This is a genomic window from Cloacibacillus sp. An23 (genome assembly GCF_002159945.1).
In the GTDB taxonomy this organism is placed as follows: domain Bacteria; phylum Synergistota; class Synergistia; order Synergistales; family Synergistaceae; genus Caccocola.
The window spans coordinates 85,216-102,002 of the sequence record NZ_NFJQ01000002.1 but is presented as its reverse complement, the minus strand read 5'-3'; the positions used below and the strand labels follow the sequence as shown (position 1 = coordinate 102,002).

Annotated in this window: 14 protein-coding genes; all 14 read right to left on the bottom strand. The window is 60.3% G+C overall.

Annotation, left to right across the window (positions count from 1 at the left end; genetic code table 11):
* Positions 1-5: 5 nt before the first annotated feature.
* On the bottom strand, positions 6-1,319 hold the full coding sequence (locus B5F39_RS02040; protein WP_087363345.1) for a CdaR family protein: 1,314 nt from the start codon (positions 1,317-1,319) through the stop codon (positions 6-8).
* A complete protein-coding gene (gene cdaA, locus B5F39_RS02035; protein ID WP_087363343.1) occupies positions 1,312-2,139 on the bottom strand; it encodes a diadenylate cyclase CdaA in 828 nt (275 codons plus the stop codon). Before cdaA ends, B5F39_RS02040 begins: the two co-directional genes overlap by 8 nt.
* A gap of 88 nt (positions 2,140-2,227) precedes the next feature.
* Positions 2,228-3,073 carry a deoxyribonuclease IV gene (locus B5F39_RS02030; protein WP_087363342.1) on the bottom strand — a complete coding sequence of 282 codons (846 nt, stop codon included), beginning with the start codon at positions 3,071-3,073 and terminating at the stop codon, positions 2,228-2,230.
* Positions 3,073-4,833, bottom strand: a complete 1,761-nt coding sequence (gene pyk, locus B5F39_RS02025) for a pyruvate kinase (protein ID WP_343217566.1) — start codon at positions 4,831-4,833, stop codon at positions 3,073-3,075. The genes B5F39_RS02030 and pyk overlap by 1 nt, the downstream gene beginning before the upstream one ends.
* A gap of 24 nt (positions 4,834-4,857) precedes the next feature.
* Positions 4,858-5,100, bottom strand: a complete 243-nt coding sequence (gene mtrB, locus B5F39_RS02020) for a trp RNA-binding attenuation protein MtrB (RefSeq protein ID WP_087363340.1) — start codon at positions 5,098-5,100, stop codon at positions 4,858-4,860.
* A gap of 16 nt (positions 5,101-5,116) precedes the next feature.
* Entirely contained in the window at positions 5,117-8,533 is a 3,417-nt protein-coding gene (gene dnaE / locus B5F39_RS02015; RefSeq protein WP_087363338.1) for a DNA polymerase III subunit alpha, read from the bottom strand.
* Between the two features lie 3 nt (positions 8,534-8,536).
* The gene (dnaX, locus tag B5F39_RS02010; protein WP_087363336.1) at positions 8,537-10,303 is read right to left on the bottom strand and encodes a DNA polymerase III subunit gamma/tau; all 1,767 of its coding nucleotides are present in this window, start codon (positions 10,301-10,303) and stop codon (positions 8,537-8,539) included.
* A gap of 53 nt (positions 10,304-10,356) precedes the next feature.
* The gene (locus B5F39_RS02005; protein WP_087363333.1) at positions 10,357-11,466 is read right to left on the bottom strand and encodes a M48 family metallopeptidase; all 1,110 of its coding nucleotides are present in this window, start codon (positions 11,464-11,466) and stop codon (positions 10,357-10,359) included.
* A gap of 137 nt (positions 11,467-11,603) precedes the next feature.
* The gene (gene trxB / locus B5F39_RS02000; protein ID WP_087363331.1) at positions 11,604-12,797 is read right to left on the bottom strand and encodes a thioredoxin-disulfide reductase; all 1,194 of its coding nucleotides are present in this window, start codon (positions 12,795-12,797) and stop codon (positions 11,604-11,606) included.
* 77 nt (positions 12,798-12,874) lie between these two features.
* Positions 12,875-13,723, bottom strand: a complete 849-nt coding sequence (gene prmC, locus B5F39_RS01995; protein WP_087363328.1) for a peptide chain release factor N(5)-glutamine methyltransferase — start codon at positions 13,721-13,723, stop codon at positions 12,875-12,877.
* Between the two features lie 3 nt (positions 13,724-13,726).
* Positions 13,727-14,800, bottom strand: a complete 1,074-nt coding sequence (gene prfA / locus B5F39_RS01990) for a peptide chain release factor 1 (protein WP_087363326.1) — start codon at positions 14,798-14,800, stop codon at positions 13,727-13,729.
* Complete coding sequence (locus tag B5F39_RS01985) at positions 14,784-15,740, bottom strand: DUF1385 domain-containing protein (protein ID WP_239391043.1); 957 nt, start codon at positions 15,738-15,740, stop codon at positions 14,784-14,786. Before B5F39_RS01985 ends, prfA begins: the two co-directional genes overlap by 17 nt.
* A complete protein-coding gene (gene thyX / locus B5F39_RS01980) occupies positions 15,737-16,429 on the bottom strand; it encodes an FAD-dependent thymidylate synthase (protein ID WP_087363323.1) in 693 nt (230 codons plus the stop codon). The genes B5F39_RS01985 and thyX overlap by 4 nt, the downstream gene beginning before the upstream one ends.
* A gap of 84 nt (positions 16,430-16,513) precedes the next feature.
* Entirely contained in the window at positions 16,514-16,750 is a 237-nt protein-coding gene (rpmE, locus tag B5F39_RS01975; protein ID WP_087363321.1) for a 50S ribosomal protein L31, read from the bottom strand.
* Between the last annotated feature and the right edge of the window lie 37 nt (positions 16,751-16,787).

Sequence of the window (16,787 nt, the reverse complement as noted above, 5' to 3'; positions counted from 1 at the left end):
CGCTTTTATTCTACCGCAGTTACGGAAACCTCCTCGGGCTCCGTCCTGACGACATGGAAACCGGGCCTCAGGCCGCGCACGAGCACCGGAAGCTCCGTGTGCTGCGAGACGATGTTCGACACGTCGATGTAGAGCTCGCACGGCGGGCCGTTTCCCTCGAGCCCTTCTATAGCCGTCTCCGGGCCCTCGATGGTGACGCTGACCGACGGCGGAGAGAAGCGCCATTCCTTAGACGCCGGGCTGCCGGAGAGCATCAGCGGAACGTTCGAGAAGGTCGTCACGCTCATCTTCTTCGATAGATGTATCTCGACGCGCGCCCTGTCCGTCCCGGTTATTTCGACTCCGGGCGGAAGCTGCGTCGGCTCCATAGGTATCATAAGCTGGATATCCTGTTCAAGGCCGGTGATGTCTACCGGCGGAAGGTCGAGCGACTGTATGCTCTTGACCGTCTTGCTGCTGCCGCGTATCGAGACGCTGTCGGGGATGACCTTGACGGATTCTACCTGAAGCCCCTCGTGAGGCTCGCCGACGACTGAAACTTTGACCGGTATCCTGTCGCCCACTATTTCGTCCTCGAAGGTCACGGAGGCCTCGACCTCGCGCGGCGAGACGGAGACGCGCCCGTGACGCGACGCGGTGTCGCCCGACTCCTGCGCGTCCTTCACCATGACCGGAACCTTTATGCTGCCGTTCGCGCCTAAGTGGTCGAGGTTCACGAACGCATCGAGCCCCTGCACCGACAGGACGTCGGTCTCAGGCCCTCTGACGACCGCGTGGTCGGGGCTCAGCACGACCGAAGAGACCACCTTGCCGTCCGGAGCGTCGCCGCTCACCTGCGGCGTCACCTCGAACCGGCGCTCCACGTTGCGGTAGATTTCCACTTCGACGAGGGCCGGCTGCCAGCTCCTGACGCGCGCGAAGGTCGGCGCCTCGAAGCGTACCGGCAGCGTGTAGCGTCCCGTTCTGAGATTAGCCAGGTCCACCTCGGAGACGATGTCCGACGGCTCTATGCCGGAGAGCTCGTTGATTTTGCCTTCAAGCTTGATTTCAACCTCTTTGACAGGAGCGTTTACGGAGAGCCCCGCCCCGAGGTTGACGTATTCTATAGTGTCCCGCATGGTGCGCGCCGACTCGGCGTTGCTGTCGAGCGCGACGAGCGACCAGAGCAGAATGGATATGCAGAGCGAGACGCCGCCGAGAAACATCTTGGACTGGAGGAAATTCCCGCCCTTGTAGTTGAATCTCGCCAGCAGCTTGACGGCGCTCTTGTGCGCATTGACGAGCCTCGCGGCTATGAAGTCTTTCCATTCCTTAGGCATTTTTGTCGCCTCCCGACCACTGCTGCTTCAGCTCGCCGCGCAGGCGCTCCATGAAGTTCGTCTCCTTGGCCTCGTGGCTGAAGTAATGGCTGCACAGCTTGCGCACCTGAGCCTCGCTGAGCGGCCTTGAGAAATGTCCGGCGACCGCTGCTTTTATCTCGCCTCGCTCCTCGGATACGACGATGGCTATCGAGTCGGACATCTCCGAGACTCCGAGCGCCGCGCGGTGGCGCGTGCCGTACCATCTCGATATATCGGTCTTTTCAGTGAGCGGAAGATAGCAGCCCGCCGCGACTATGCCGCCCTGGTCTATAACGACGGCGCCGTCGTGAAGCGGCGTACCGGGCCAGAATATCGAAATAAGAAGTTCTTCCGTAATGTCGGCGTTGAGCAGCACGGCTGTGCGCCAGACGTCCTTCAGGCTCGTGTCGCGCTGCAGCACCACAAGCGCGCCGATACGCTGCGACTGGCAGTAAAGCAGAGCCTTAGTGAGCTGCTCGGCCCGCTGGTCGATCTCCTGCGCGCTGCTGCCGACCTTCCAGAGATGCCCTTTGCCGAGCTCTTCAAGCATACGGCGCAGCTCGGGCTGGAACAATATCGGTATGATGATTATGAGTGCGCCGATCATGCGTCCCATGATGTTGGAGAGGCTGCGCAGGTCGAGCAGGTTCGCAGCCGCGCCGATCAGACCTATTATCATAAGCCCGCGGATAAGCTGCATCGCGCGCGTGCCGACGAGCAGAAGCAATATCCTGTATATGAGAAAAGCGACTATGAGTATATCAAGGAAATCCTGCCAGCGCAGGTTGAAGAAAGCCAACGGCGCACCCCTCTCCCGTTTCTTTTAGGTATTATAGCGCAACTGGAGCCTCAGGCGGAACAGCCGAAAGCGGCGGCGCGCGGGCGCGCTATTGCCCGCGCACCTTTCTTAAGAAGGAAAGATTGCCTTCGTCGCCGACGCCCTCTTTCGGCGTCTCAAGTATCGTCGGAATGTCCGCGAAGCGCTCGTCGTTCATAAGCAGCGCGAACGGATGAAGCCCTATCTCGCCCTCGCCGAGATGAGCGTGGCGGTCGAGATGCGTCCCTTTCGCGGCCTTGCTGTCGTTGAGATGCCAGCAGCGCACGCGCGAAAGCCCGACGTGTTTGTCCGCCGCCGCGACGAGGCGCTCGTAGGCGTCCGAAGAGCGAAGATCGTATCCGGCGGCGAACACGTGACATGTGTCTATGCAGAGACCGATTCTCGGGTGCCAGTTCGCCTTGTCGAGAATTTCCGTAAAATGCGCGAGATCACCGCCGACGCAGCTCCCCTGACCAGCCATGGTCTCAAGCAGGACGCGCGTCTTATATTCCTGCGTATCGTCGAAGATGCGCAGCAGCGTCTCGGCGATGTTCGCGGCCGCCGCCTCTATGCCTCCGTCCATAGCGAAGCCCGGGTGCAGCACGATGTCGTCAATATTCAGTTGGCGGCATCGTTCGACCTCCTCGCGCAGCGCGGCGGCGCTTTTGGCGCGCACGGCCGCGTCCGGCGAGGCTATGTTGATGAGATATGAGGCGTGCGAAACGACGGGGCCGACGTTCGAGCGCTGCCAAGCCCGGTAGAAAGCCTCCGCCTCCTGGAGGGAGACGGGGCGCGTCTGCCACTGGCGCTGGCTGCGCGTGAATATCTGCATCGACTCGCAGCCGAGCGCGTCCGCGCGTTCGAAGGCCTTGTCCAGCCCGCCCGCGACGGACATGTGAGCGCCGATCAGCGCCATCAGTTAGTGCTTCCCGCGTAGACGACCCCGTGCACTCCGTCTATCGTGATGGTCATGCCGTCCTTGATATTCTCCATCGCCCCCGCCGCGTCGGTGATGCAGGGAATGCCGCGGTCAAGCGATATGACGCCGGCGTGCGACGTCAGGCCGCCTTCCTCTGTGATTACGGCAGCGGCCTTCTCGAAAGCCGGGACGTACTCTTTCTCGCTTTTTTTGATGACGAGTATGTCGCCCTCGGATATTTTCTTAAGCGCCTCCTGCGGCGACGACGCCTTGCGGGCGGTCCCGGTGACGCGGCGGCGGACCAGCGAAAGGCCGCGCGCAATGACGTTCGCGATGCGTATGACGTTCAGCATGTTCGTGCTGCCTGGTTCGCCCAGCGGCATTCCAGACATTATCACGACGTTGTCGCCGTTGGCGACGAGCGACTCCCTCTTTATCAGCGATATGGCGTTCTTAAGCGATTCCTCGAGCTGGTGCGTGATAGGGCAGATGCACGGCATGACGCCCCAGACGAGCGAGAGCTGCCGCCACGTCGAGAGCGACGGAGTCATGGCTATAATCGGGCAGGTCGGACGGTACTTGCTGACCATGCGCGCCGTATTGCCGCTCGACGTCAGCGGCACTATGGCCGCCGCCGCGACCTCCTTCGCTACGTCGCGCGCGGCGTGGCTCACGGCGTCCGCAGTCTCGCACACCGCCGGAAGCGAACGCGGCTTGCGGCACCAGAGCGCCATGTCCTGCTCGGTCCTGACGATTATCCTGTCCATCGTCTCCACGGACTCGACCGGATACTTGCCTCCGGCGGTCTCGCCGGAGAGCATGACCGCGTCGGCTCCGTCGATGACCGCGTTCGCCACGTCGCTCGACTCAGCGCGCGTCGGGCGCGGGTTGCGTATCATCGAGTCGAGCATCTGCGTCGCTACGATGACTGGCTTGCCCTGCTTGCGGCAGCGCTCGATTATCTCCTTCTGTATCATAGGCACGTCCTCGGTGCGCATCTCGACGCCCAGGTCGCCGCGCGCGACCATCATGCCGTCCACGACCTCGAGTATCGCGTCGAGGTTGTCCACGGACTGGCGCGTCTCCATCTTCGCGATGACCTTCGCGGAAGCTCCGGCGGCCTCGAGCACGCGGCGAACCTCGATGACGTCTTCCTTGCAGCGCACGAATGAGATCGCGACGTAGTCCACGTTGTTATCCGCGCCCCACTTGAGGTCGGCGATATCCTTTTCCGTAAGCGTCGGCACTGAGAGGTCGGCTCCCGGTACGTTGACGCCTTTGTGCTCGCCGAGCTCGCCGCCGACTATCACGCGGCAATTTATCCCCTGCGGAGACGTCTTCACGACTTCCAGGTGTATTACGCCGTCGTCTATGAATATGTTCTGCCCTTTCTTGACCTCGGAAGCGAGCTTCGGGTAATCCACGTACACTCCGTGTTCGTCGCCTTCCTTCTTTTCAAAGAAAAGCGTAAACTCGCTGTCGGCCTTCACCATGACCTTGCCGTGGCCCGGCAGCTCGCCGGTCCTTATCTCCGGCCCCTTCGTGTCCAGCAGCACCGCTATCGGCGTCTGCAGCTCCTGTTCGACCGCGCGGACGTTCCTGAGCGTCCGCATGTGCGATTCATAGTCGCCGTGGCTGAAATTGAGCCGCGCGACGTTCATGCCGGCTTTCGCGAGCGCAAACAGCTTGTCGTAGTCCCAGCAGGACGGCCCTATCGTGCATACTATCTTTACGTTGCGTTTGATTCTTTCCATCATCGTCTCATATCTCCCATGTTTTTCTTACTTTTCTGATTTTCCGCTCTCTATTTCCCCGTAGGCCGTCAGCACCTTCGCGCGGCCGCGTATCTTCATCGCGGATATGTGCTCGGTAAACTGCGCTATCCACACCTCTCCCTCCTCCAGTTTCTCGGTGTGGAGGAATCTGTTTTCTGCACCGCGCGTTACGCCGGTTACCGTTACGCCGTTTTCGAGCGCCTTGACCGCTATGTAGTCCGCGACTCCTTCGTCCGGTTTTCCGTTCATACTACTCTCCTTTTCGCTACAGGCAGCGCGCCAGTCCTTTCGAATCGTTCTCAAGCTCCCGCCTCAGCTCGTCCGTAACGCTGATCTTCATGCTCTTAATCAGGGAAACGGAGGTTTCGCCGGAGCCGTGCAGCTTGAATATAATCTCGCTCTTGCCCGGATGCTTCGCGAGCACCTTGAATATCCTGTCGTAATCCTCGTCGGTGCAGCCGTCGCTTTCGACGGTTATCACCGCGCGGCGTTCGAGCTTTTCTTTGTACTCTTCCTCGGAATATATGTCGTCCACCATAAGCGACACGCCGCGGTCGTCCTTCGGCTGGCCTTTCACGAAATAGAGCGCCCCCTTCTGAAGCGTGTGCTTGTACAGAGGCCAGCGCTTGCCGAATATTAGCATATCGACGGTGCCCCTGTTGTCCTCTATGACAGCCGTGCCGAAAGCGTTGCCCGCCTTGCTGAATTTCTCCGTGAAGTTTGTAAGCAGTCCCGCCGTCACAGCCGGCTGGTGCGAGCGCCAGTTCGGCAGGTCGCTCACGGGGCAGGTGATGTAGGGTTCGACCGCCGGCTCGTACTGGTCGAACGGATGTCCTGATATGTAGAGCCCCATGCTTTCTTTCTCTAGGTCAAGCTTCTGCCTTTCGCTGAAGTCCGCCACTTCTTCCATCTCGGGCGTGAAGAAGTCCTCGTCGTCGTCTCCGAAGAGCGACGCCTGGTTCGTGTTCTGCGCTTTGCGCGAGGCGAGGTCTATAAGCTGCGGCAGCGCGTTGAGGAGCTTCGCCCTGTTCGCGTCGAGGCTGTCGAACGCGCCTGACTTTATGAGGTTTTCTACTACGCCGCGGTTGACCTGCCGCGTGTCCACGCGCGTGAGGAAATCCCACAGCGACGTATATCTTCCGCCCTTCGTCCTGTTTTCGATGATGCTCGCTACCGCCGCGTCTCCGACCTTGCCTATTGCGGATAGCCCGAGTCTTATGACGTCGCCGACGACGGTGAAATCTTCCTTAGATTCGTTTATATCCGGCGGAAGGACCTCGTATCCCGCATCCCTGACGGCGCGTATGTACTGCCCTAGCGTCTCCATCTTCGAGCCTATAAGACTTGAAAGGTACGACGCGAGGTATTCCGCTCCGTAGTTGGCTTTGAGCCACGCCGTCCAGTACGCTATGAGGCCGTAGGCGGCGCTGTGCGACTTGTTGAAACCGTAGCCCGCGAACTTCTCTATGATGTCGAAGATGTCGCCCGCCTGTTTCGCGTCGACGCCGTTCTTCACGGCGCCTTCGACGAATTTCGCGCGTTCCTTCTCCATGACCTCTTTTTTCTTTTTTCCCATCGCGCGGCGCAGAAGGTCCGCTTCGCCGAGCGTGTAGCCCGCAAGCTCGCGCGCGCTCTGCATGACCTGCTCCTGGTAGAGTATGACTCCGTAGGTGTCCTTCATGTAGGGCTCGAGCTTCGGATGCAGATAGTGTACCTGTTCCTCGCCGTGCTTGCATTTCACGTACGTATCGACCATTCCGCTTTCAAGCGGCCCCGGGCGGTAGAGCGCGACGAGCGCTATCATGTCTTCGAAGCAGTCGGGACGCAGCCGGCGCACGAGCGCAGTCATGCCGGACGATTCAAGCTGGAAGACGCCGAGAGTGTCGCCGCGCTGCAGCATGTCGTAGGTCTTGGCGTCGTCCATAGGTATCTCGTTGAGGTCGATGTGTCCCTTGCCGTTCCCCTCGATGTTGCGCACGGCGCCGTCGAGGACCGAGAGCGTGCGCAGCCCGAGGAAGTCCATCTTGACGAGGCCGAGCTTCTCCACATATTCCATGGAGTACTGCGTCGCTATCTGGTTCTCGCCGAATTTGCGCACCGGCACCATGTCGTTGGTCGGCTTCGGCGTGATGACGACGCCGGCCGCGTGCTGCGAACAGTGGCGCGCGAGCCCTTCGATGTGCATAGCGGTGTCTATGAGCTTCTTTATCTCGGGCTTGGAGTCATAGGCGGCCTTAAGGTCGGGCACGCCGGCTAGCGCGCCCTTTATGTCCTTGATGTCCGAGGTCGGCATCGCGGGGATGAGCTTCGTTATCGCGTTGACCTCCGGGATCGGCACTCCGAGCGCGCGTCCTACGTCCTTTATCGCGCCGCGGCTCTTCATTCGTCCGAAGGTGACTATCTGCGACACTTTGTCAGAGCCGTATTTCTCTACTATGTAGGCTATCAGCTCGTCGCGCCCCTTATCGGAGACGTCGGTGTCGATATCCGGCATGCTTATGCGTTCCGGGTTGAGGAATCGTTCGAAGAGCAGATTATAGCGTATCGGGTCGAGGTCCGTTATGCCGAGAGAGTAGGCGACGAGCGAGCCCGCCGCCGAGCCGCGCCCCGGCCCTATCGGTATGTGTTTCGACTTCGCCGCTACGATGATGTCGGAGACTATGCAGAAATATCCCGGGAAGTCCATCTGCTCTATTATGTCGAGCTCATATTCGAGACGCTCGACGTAATTCTGCGGCGGATTGTCCGTCTTGAGCCTGCGCTTTAGGCCGTCCGCCGCCATTTTGCGCAGGTGCGTCGTGAGCGTCTCGCCCTCCGGCAGCGGAAACTCCGGCAGATAATAATGGCCGGTCTTGAGCTTCACGTTGCAGCGGTCGGCTATACGCTGCGTGTTTATCAGGGACTCGGGGAGGTCGTTGCCGAAGATCGCCCACATCTCCTCAGGCGAACGGAAATAGTAGTCGTCGCCCTTGAAGCGGTAGCGTTTCTCGTCGGAGACGAGGCTGCCGGTCTGAACGCAGAGCAGTACGTCGTGCCACTCGGCGTCGCTTCTTTTCATGTAGTGTGAGTCGTTCGTCGCGATAAGAGGAAGGTCGAGCTTTTTCGACATCTCGACGAGCGTCTTGTTGACGAGCGCCTGCTCCGGCAGAGTGTTCGACTGGACCTCGAGGAAGAAGTTGCCCTTGCCCATTATGTCGCTGTATAAGCCGGCGCGCCGCTCCGCTCCTTCTATGTCGCCGCTCATTATGAGCTGCGGTATCTCGCCGCCGAGACAGGCCGACGAGCATATCAGCCCCTTGCTGTAGCGCGCGAGCAGGTCGTGGTCTATGCGCGGTTTGTAATAAAAGCCGTCTGTGTTCGCTATCGAGACGAGCTTCGTCAGGTTGTAATAGCCTTCTTCGTTTTCGGCAAGCAGTATCAGATGATTCTGTCCTTTGCCCTCGCGGCAGGTATGGCCGTTGGGATCGACATAGACTTCGCATCCGATGATCGGCTTGACTCCGGCCGCGTTGCAGGCGTTGTAGAATTCCACGCAGCCGAACATGACGCCGTGGTCCGTTATCGCTACCGAGTCCATCCCCATCTCGCGCGTGGTCTCTGCGAGAGCGGAGCATTTGTTCGCTCCGTCGAGAAGGCTGTATTCTGTATGTACGTGAAGGTGTACGAAAGGTTTGTCAGACATCAGCTATTCATTTCCCTCTGTTTCTTCGTCGTTCATGTCCGCGCTGCGGACGTAGAGCAGTTCAGCGCCGGCCTTACGCAGTATGTGCGACAGCCGTCCTCCGTAGTGGGGCTGGTTCGCGCGCTGTTCCTCCCGGCGCGGCGGACGCGGTTCCTCCGCTTGCGCCGGGAGCGGCGCCCCCTGCTCCGGGGCTTCGTTCGCCGCGGAAGGCTGCTCCGCGGCCCGGGCCTCTATGTTCCACAGCCGCGATGCCGCCGAGCAGACGGCCTTTCTGTTCCGCGCTATTGAAAGAAACGCCTTCGCCGGCATCTCCCGCTCAAATTCTATAGAGACTCCCCCGTCTCCGCGTACAAGTGCGGCGTTCAGCAGCGCGGCTGAAACCGGCAGCCTGTCGGCGGCGTCTATAAGCGACGTCAGCTTTTCAAAAAGCTCTATTCCTCCGGCCAGGCGTGCGCCGCGCGCGGCGTTCTCAGCGGCGTCCCGCTTTCGCGGCGCTTCTGACGGCGCGGCGGCGCTCTCGCCGCTCCCGCCTATCTCCTCGTGTGGCGGCCTTTGTGAAATCGTCTCTGCGCGCTGCTGAGCGGCAGGAGCGCCGGCGCGCCACGAGGCAGCACGCGACGTCGTTTCTTCCGCGCACGCGGCGTGAGCCGTGCGCCGTTCTGATCCGTCGCGCAGAGCGCCCTCTATTATATCCCGCAATTCCATAAAAACGACGCCGCTGAATATGTCGCCCTTCATGCCGTAGTGGGCGCGCGGCAGCAGGCTGTTGCAAAGCTCGCAGGCCGCCTTCAGCTTACGCGGATCCCAGTGGACGGCCTCAGACTCCAGATATTCGCGCTCCGCCGACGAAGTTTCTAGCGCGCCGAATGCCTGCTCGCCCCACAGAGAATAGAGCCACAGGTCCCTAAAAAGGGCGAAAAGCGATTCGCAGAGACGCTCCGGCGAGATGCCGCGCGCCATTATCGAGTGCAGCGCGGCCGCGGCTTCGCGCGGCGACGTGCGCATCTGAGCCACCCACTTTTCAAGATCCGTACGGCTGCTTCCGCCGGTGAGGTCGCGGACGCTTTCCAGCGAGAGCTTGCCGCGGCCGAGCGCCACAGCCTGCTCCGTAAGCGACAGCGCGTCGCGCAGAGCGCCGTCGGCCTGACGCGCGATCTCCCAGACCGCCTCGTCGTCGGCCTCGATGTCCTCCTGCGCGCAGACGTATTTCAGCCGCGATACGGTATCGGCTATCGTTATCCTGTGAAACGGAATATGCTGACAGCGCGAGCGTATCGTCACGGGCACCTTGTGCGGCTCCGTAGTCGCAAGAAGAAAGACTACGTTGGACGGCGGCTCCTCAAGCGTCTTGAGCAGGGCGTTGAAGGCCTGCTCCGTAAGCATGTGGACTTCGTCTATGATATAGACCTTGTAGGCCGCCGACAGCGGCTTCAGGTTGACATGGCTCTTGAGGTCGCGTATCTCGCCTATGCCGCGGTTCGACGCGCCGTCTATCTCTATCACGTCTAGATGCTCGCCTGCGGCTATCGCGCGGCAGTTTTCGCAGACGCCGCACGGCTCGCAGTCTTCACCCCTGTTGAGACAGTCGAGGGACTTCGCGACGAGGCGCGCAGCCGAGGTCTTGCCGCAGCCGCGCGGCCCAGAGAACAAATATGCATGGCCGAGCGAGCCCTCGCGCAGCGATTCCATGAGCACGCCGACGGCCGCGCTCTGCCCCACCATGTCCGAAAAGGTCTGCGGCCTGTATCTGCGGTATAAAGATATATACATATGATTCCTCCTCGCCGGCTGTCAGTACGCAGCGCAAAAATTAGCCGGCGCCGTTATTCGTAGTAGTCAGTCAAAATGTTGCCGCGTCTGGCTCTGTTGACGGCCTCCATTACGCCGTCCCTTATTTCGGAAAGGCCAGGCATTCCCGGCAGAAGCTCGTCCTCACGGAGGATTATGCTGCGGCCGATGATCAGGCTCTGGGAGCCCGGCTCTCCGCCAACGCGGATGTCGTACGGCGCGAGTTCAAGCTCCAGATTCTCGTCGAGCCTTTTCGCCACGCCTTCAAACAGCTTCCGCGCGCCGTCGCCGGAGGGCGCGGAGAAAAGCTCGCGCCCGTCGATAAGGAGCCGCGTTCGCCCCTTCTCGTCGGCGACCGTGACCTTGAGCATTTTCACGACGTCCTTGCGCTGTATGTCTATACCCTTTTCGCGCAGATATTTGAGCGCTGCTTCAACGCGTTCGTCGGCTTCCGGGTGCGTCTGGAAGATGCCCAGCTCGTACTGTGCGCGTTTCAGGCGCTCGACGTTCATGCGCTCCATCATCGTGAGCATCGCCGCGGGATTGTAGCCGGCGCGGTAAAGCACGTCTATGCCCATAGCGTCGGCCTCTTTTTCCAGATCTATGCTGTAGCTGTTCATCATAGCGGTCTGTATGCCGCCCGCCATCGCCGCTATGCCGGCGCCGCCCTCTCCGGCCTGCGTCGCGGCGATGAGCCCGGCCAGCGTCAGAAGATTCAGCCTGCTGTTGCGCCGCGCCTGCACTATGCCGTGAGCGCGGTCGGCGTGTACGAATTCGTGGCAGAGCACCGCGGCTATCTCGTCCTCGCTTTTCAGGAAGTCGAGCATTCCGGTCGTTATATATGTCATACCGCCGGGCAGAGAGAAAGCGTTGGGCTGCTTCATCTCCAGTATGCGGACCTCATAGTCGAGGTCGCGCTGCATGTACGGAACGAGCCGCGAGGCTATCATCGACAGCTTTGCCTCAACGGACGGGTTAAGGACGCGCGGCACGTGCTTCTCTATCTCCTCGGCGCTCTTGCGCCCTATCCTTATTTCACGCTTTATCGTCTTGTCGCTCGGCTCGGGCGACGCCGCCGCGTGGGCGGCCCCCGCAGCGGCCATCAGCGCGAGCGTAAGCGTCAGAATAAGAATTTTTTTCGCCATACAGTCACGCTCCTTATTCCGGGACGCGGGCGCGCCGCGATTCTCCCGCTTTTATATTATACACATAAAATAAGCGGCGGGAGCGCGCCGCACTGACGCCTCCCGCCGCTTTATAGTCTCTTGCGTATCCGATGGTGTTACGCTACGAAGTTCTTTATGTCCTCGATCGACGCGGGCTTCGCGGAACGGACCATCGTGCCCTTCTTCATCTCGATGATCGCGGGGAGTTCGGCGATGCCGAGCTTCTCGACCATCTTGCCGTTTCTGTAGCCGTCGATGAAGGCTATCTTCTTGCCGCTCTCCTTGGCGAAGTTCTCGGCCTCGACCTGGAGCTTGACCTGATCCTGGTCGATGCTCGAGGTAAGAAGGGCTATGACCTCTTCGGGCTCGATGAGCACAGAGTTGAGGTGGAGCTGCTCTGAGATGTAGGCGTAAGCGGACATGGCAGCTACGGCGCCGTCGCCGGCGGCGGTGACAACCTGACGGAGGAACTTGTCGCGGACGTCGCCCGCGGCGAAGATGCCCTCGACGGAGGTCTCCATCTTATCGTTGGTGACGATCCATCCGCCCTTGGACTGCTTCACGAGCTCGTTTTCCTTGAGGTAGGAGACGTTCGGCTCGGTGCCGACGAAGACGAAGCATCCCGCCACGGGAAGGTCGGAGATCTCGCCGGTCTTGACGTTCTTCAGCACGAGCTTCTCGACGACGCCCTCGCCCTCGATGGACTGGACTACGGAGTTCCATACCGGGACGATCTTCGGGTTGGCGAGCGCCTGGTCGATGGCGTGACGGTCGGCTCTCCACTCGTCGCGGCGGTGTACGATATAGACCTTGTCCGCAAAGCGGGTGAGGTATCCGGCCTCTTCGACGGCGACGTTGCCGCCGCCGACGACCGCGACCGTCTCGCCCTCAAAGAAGGCCGCGTCGCAGACCGCGCAGTAGCTGACGCCCGCGCCGGTGAATTCGGCTTCGCCGGGGCAGCCGAGCTTGCGGAAGCTGGCGCCGGTGGCGATGATGATGGCCTCGGCCTCTATCTCGCCCTTGTCGGTGACGACTATCTTGTGTCCGTTGCGGATCTCGATGTTCTGCACGGTGCAGCTTCTGAACTCGGCCTTGAAGTGCTCGGCGTGCTTGCGGAAGGTCTCGCCGAGTTCGGCGCCGGTCGAGTGGATCGTGCCGGGCCAGTTTTCGATTTCGTCGGTGATGTTGATCTGGCCTCCGGGCGTGCCTTTCTCAAGGATAAGCGTGTCAAGGTCGGCACGGCGTCCGTAGACGGCGGCGGCGAGCCCCGCCGGGCCTGCGCCGAGTATTACAAGTTCTCTCTTTTCCATGTCAAAAACATCCTCTCTTGTTTTAATCTAGCTCGTGTGCTTACGAATTTCTTCACATAGATTAATTATATAAAATTTTATCGTTTGCGCCATATTACGTGGCGGAATATTCCGTTATAATCCAAGACTTTATTCACTAGCACAAACTCGCGCGAGGCCATAATATCAAGCGAACAAACCTGCGCGTTCCCCGCCGTCTCCGCTAAGAAAAGGCCGCCCGGTTTCAGCATCCTGGGGAAAGCCTTGAAAAATTTCGCAAAGAGCTCCGTCCCCTCCTCTCCGCCGTCGAGCGCCTCGTGCGGCTCGTAGTCCCTGACCTCGCTCATGAGGCCGGCGAGCTCGCCGCTTGGTATGTACGGAGGATTGGCGATGATGAAGTCGAGCGATTCGTCTCCTATGGGCGCAAGGGAAGGCTCCGCGTTGCGCAGCAGATCTAAGCGCTTCTCAAGGCCGTGCAGCTTCCTGTTTATCGCGGCCCATTTCAGCGCGCTGCGGCTCTTGTCCACCCCCACGGCGATAAGCGATGGATTCTCCAACAGCAGAGCAATTGCTATGCATCCGCTCCCGGTGCACCAGTCGGCGAAGCGCGCCGGCGTCCCCTTCGGGAAGAGGCGCAGCGCCTCCTCGACGAGCAGCTCAGTCTCGGGGCGAGGAATGAGCACGCCGCGTCCGACCTTGAACTTGTAGCCGTAAAATTCCGCCTCGTGCAGGACGTATGAAAGAGGAACGCCCGAGGCGCGGCGGCGCAGCGCGGACTCGGCCCTCACGAGCTCGTCATCCGTCACCTCGCCGTCGTTCCACAGCAAAGCCGCGCGCGGAATCCCGAGCGCAGCGGAAAGTATCAGATCAGCGGAATATTCCGGGCGTGCCGTGCCGGACTCGACTAACCGGCTTCGGCTGCGGCGGCGCAGCTCCTGAAGGCGCACCGGCTAGACCGAGAGAGCCTTTAGCTTTTCGGCCTGGTCGGCCTCCGTCAGCATACGAATGAGTTCGTAGAGGTCGCCGTCGAGTATCTGGTCGAGTTTGTAGAGCGTGAGGTTTATCCTGTGGTCGGTCAGGCGGTTCTGCGGGAAGTTGTATGTGCGTATGCGTTCAGCGCGGTCTCCTGTGCCGACCTGCCCCTTACGCTCGGCGGCGAGCTCGGCGTTCTGGCGCTGGAGCTCGGCGTCGTAGAGCTTGGTGCGAAGGAACTGCATCGCCTTCGCCCTGTTTTTTATCTGCGAGCGCTCGTCCTGGCACGTTACGACTATCCCGGTCGGGAGGTGCGTGATGCGCACAGCCGAGTCGGTCATGTTGACGTGCTGTCCGCCAGCGCCGCTCGAGCGATAGGTGTCTATCTTCAAATCCTCTGGACGTATCTCGACGTCTACCTCCGCAGCTTCCGGCAGAACCGCTACCGTCGCGGTCGAGGTGTGGATGCGTCCGCTCGCCTCGGTCTCCGGCACACGCTGGACGCGATGGACGCCGCTCTCGAACTTGAGCATACTGAACGCCGCCGTTCCGTCTACGCGGAATATGACTTCCTTGAAACCGCCGATGCCGGTCTCGCTCATCGAGATTATCTCAGTTTTCCAGCGCTGGCGCTCGGCGAAACGCGTGTACATGCGGAACAGATCCGCCGAGAAGAGCGCGGCCTCGTCGCCGCCGGCTCCGCCGCGTATCTCTATGATGACGCTTTTTTCGTCGTTCATGTCTTTCGGCAGCAGCAGGATACGTATCTCACGCTCAAGCTCCGGCACGCGAGCTTCGAGCGCCGCGAGCTCTTCTTTAGCGAGTTCGCGCATTTCATCGTCGTCGCCCCCGGCCATCTCCTTCGCCTCTTCTATGCCCTTCAGCACCTTCTCGTATTCGGAGAATGCGTCTACTATCGGAGTGAGTTCGACATGCTTTTTGCCGAGCTGCTGCATCTCGTGCGGGTCGTTGACGATTTCGGGGTCGGCCATTTTCTTTTCAAGCTCTCTGTAGCTGGCCTCTATTTCCTTTAATTTATCTATCAGTTCCATTTTCAGCACCACCTGCCGTAGTAATATCATTTGACGGAGCGAGAGCCGCCCCGAGAGCCGCCATGGCGACCTCGAGCTGATCGGACGACGGCTCTCTCGTCGTTATATATTGAAGAAGAAGGGCGGGTTTTATGCTCCACGCCCCCCAAGTGTCCGAGTTTGAGGCGGCCCTTATAAATTCGTAGGAGACGCCGATCACGAGCGGCAGAAGTACGATGCGGCTGCCGACGCGCCACAGCGCCCCGCCGTCTCCTATCGCGGAGAAGACTATTATGCTGACCAGTATCACGATTATAAGGAACGACGTGCCGCATCTGCGGTGGATGCGCGGATACCGGGCCGCGTTCTCCGGCGTGAGCTCAGCCCCGCTTTCGTAGGCGTTTATCGTCTTGTGCTCCGCGCCGTGATATTCGAAGACGCGCGCAATATCTTTCCATAAAGAGATCAGCGCGACGTAACCGATGAATATGATCCCGCGGATCACGCCTTCCGCTATATTTTTTTCAAAATGCGTAAATCCGAAGCGTTCCGTAAGAAATTCGGAGGCGAACATCGGAAGCGCAACGAATATACCGGCGACTCCGAGAAGCGCGGCGCCGACGGAAAGCGCCGTCTCAAGCGGCGTTATTTTCTCTTCCTCGCCGAGGCTTATATCTGCGGACATCGAGAGCGCGCGCATGCCGACGCGCATCATCTCGACCATCGTCGCAAAGCCGCGCACGACGGGGAACTTCCACAGCCCCTTCTTCAGCCATTCTGAGCCGGGCCAAGTTTTAAGCATGATGCCCCCTCCCGGCTCACGCACAGCGAGTCCCCAGCGTTCCGGCCCTTTCATGAGGACACCTTCTATGACGGCTTGTCCTCCGACCGGCAGCTTTTCCGGCGCAGCCCCGGCGAAAAGCGAGGCCATAAGGCGGACGGCGCGCGCGGCGAAAATCATTCTGAAAGCATCTGCTCCATATCCTTGTATGGATTCCCGCACGGGTGCGCCTCGGAGCATTTTCCCTCAGTCACGCATGACGGCCCGGCAAGGCTGAAGAGCTGCGGGGCGGCGGCCCTGGCCTCGCGCAGCATCCCGATGGCGGTCTCGCGTATCTCCCACTGCGCGCGGCGGCAGAGCCTCAGCGCGAAGAAGTGGTGCAGTTCGCGCGCGTTCATCGTGACGACGAGCCGCGTCTCAAAACCGTGCGGCAGTATGAAGCGCGCGTCCTCGCGCGGTATCCCCAGAGCCACGAGCTTACGGTAAGTTTCGAACGCCGCTTCGGACTGTTCGTTGAAAAGAGCTAGAGCTTCGGCGTTTTCCGCAACCGACGGCGGCGTTATGCAGCCGTTTCCCTTCATCTCGACGTAGCGCTGGCTCTGCTGCGAATAGCTGGCGACCCTGTGGCGCACCAGCTGATGCGTCGCGACGCGGCTCAGCCCCTCCACGGCGAACGTAAACGACGCGTGCTCGAATGGAGAGAAATGTCCGGCCCTCCGCAGCATGGCGAGGAACGACGCCGCCTTTCCAGCGTCGAGGCCGTCAAGTATCTCCGCCGCTCCGGACGGGCTGTAGCATATCTTCGCCGCCGCGGCGACTATCTTGTCCGCCTCCGGCGTAGACGCTATGAGCTTCACATATACGGACATGGGCTTCGCTCCTTTATATCAAGATGAAAAGATAAGAAAAGAGGGGAGACGGCAAGCGCGCTCCCCCCCTTCTCTGATAAAAAGCTATTCAGCGGTTTCTTTGGCGCTCTTCTGACCGTAGTTCACGCCGGCGTACTTCTGACGGAACTTCTCAAGGCGGCCCGCTTCGATCACGCGGCCCTTCTTGCCGGTGTAGAAGGGGTGGCAGGCGCTGCATACGGAAACCCTCATGTCTCCCACCGTAGACCTTGTTTCAAATGTATTTCCGCAAGCGCAAGTCACCTTGCAGACTTCGTATTTCGGATGGATACCCTTTTTCAACTGTCGCACCTCCAGATGTACTAGTACGTCTAACATA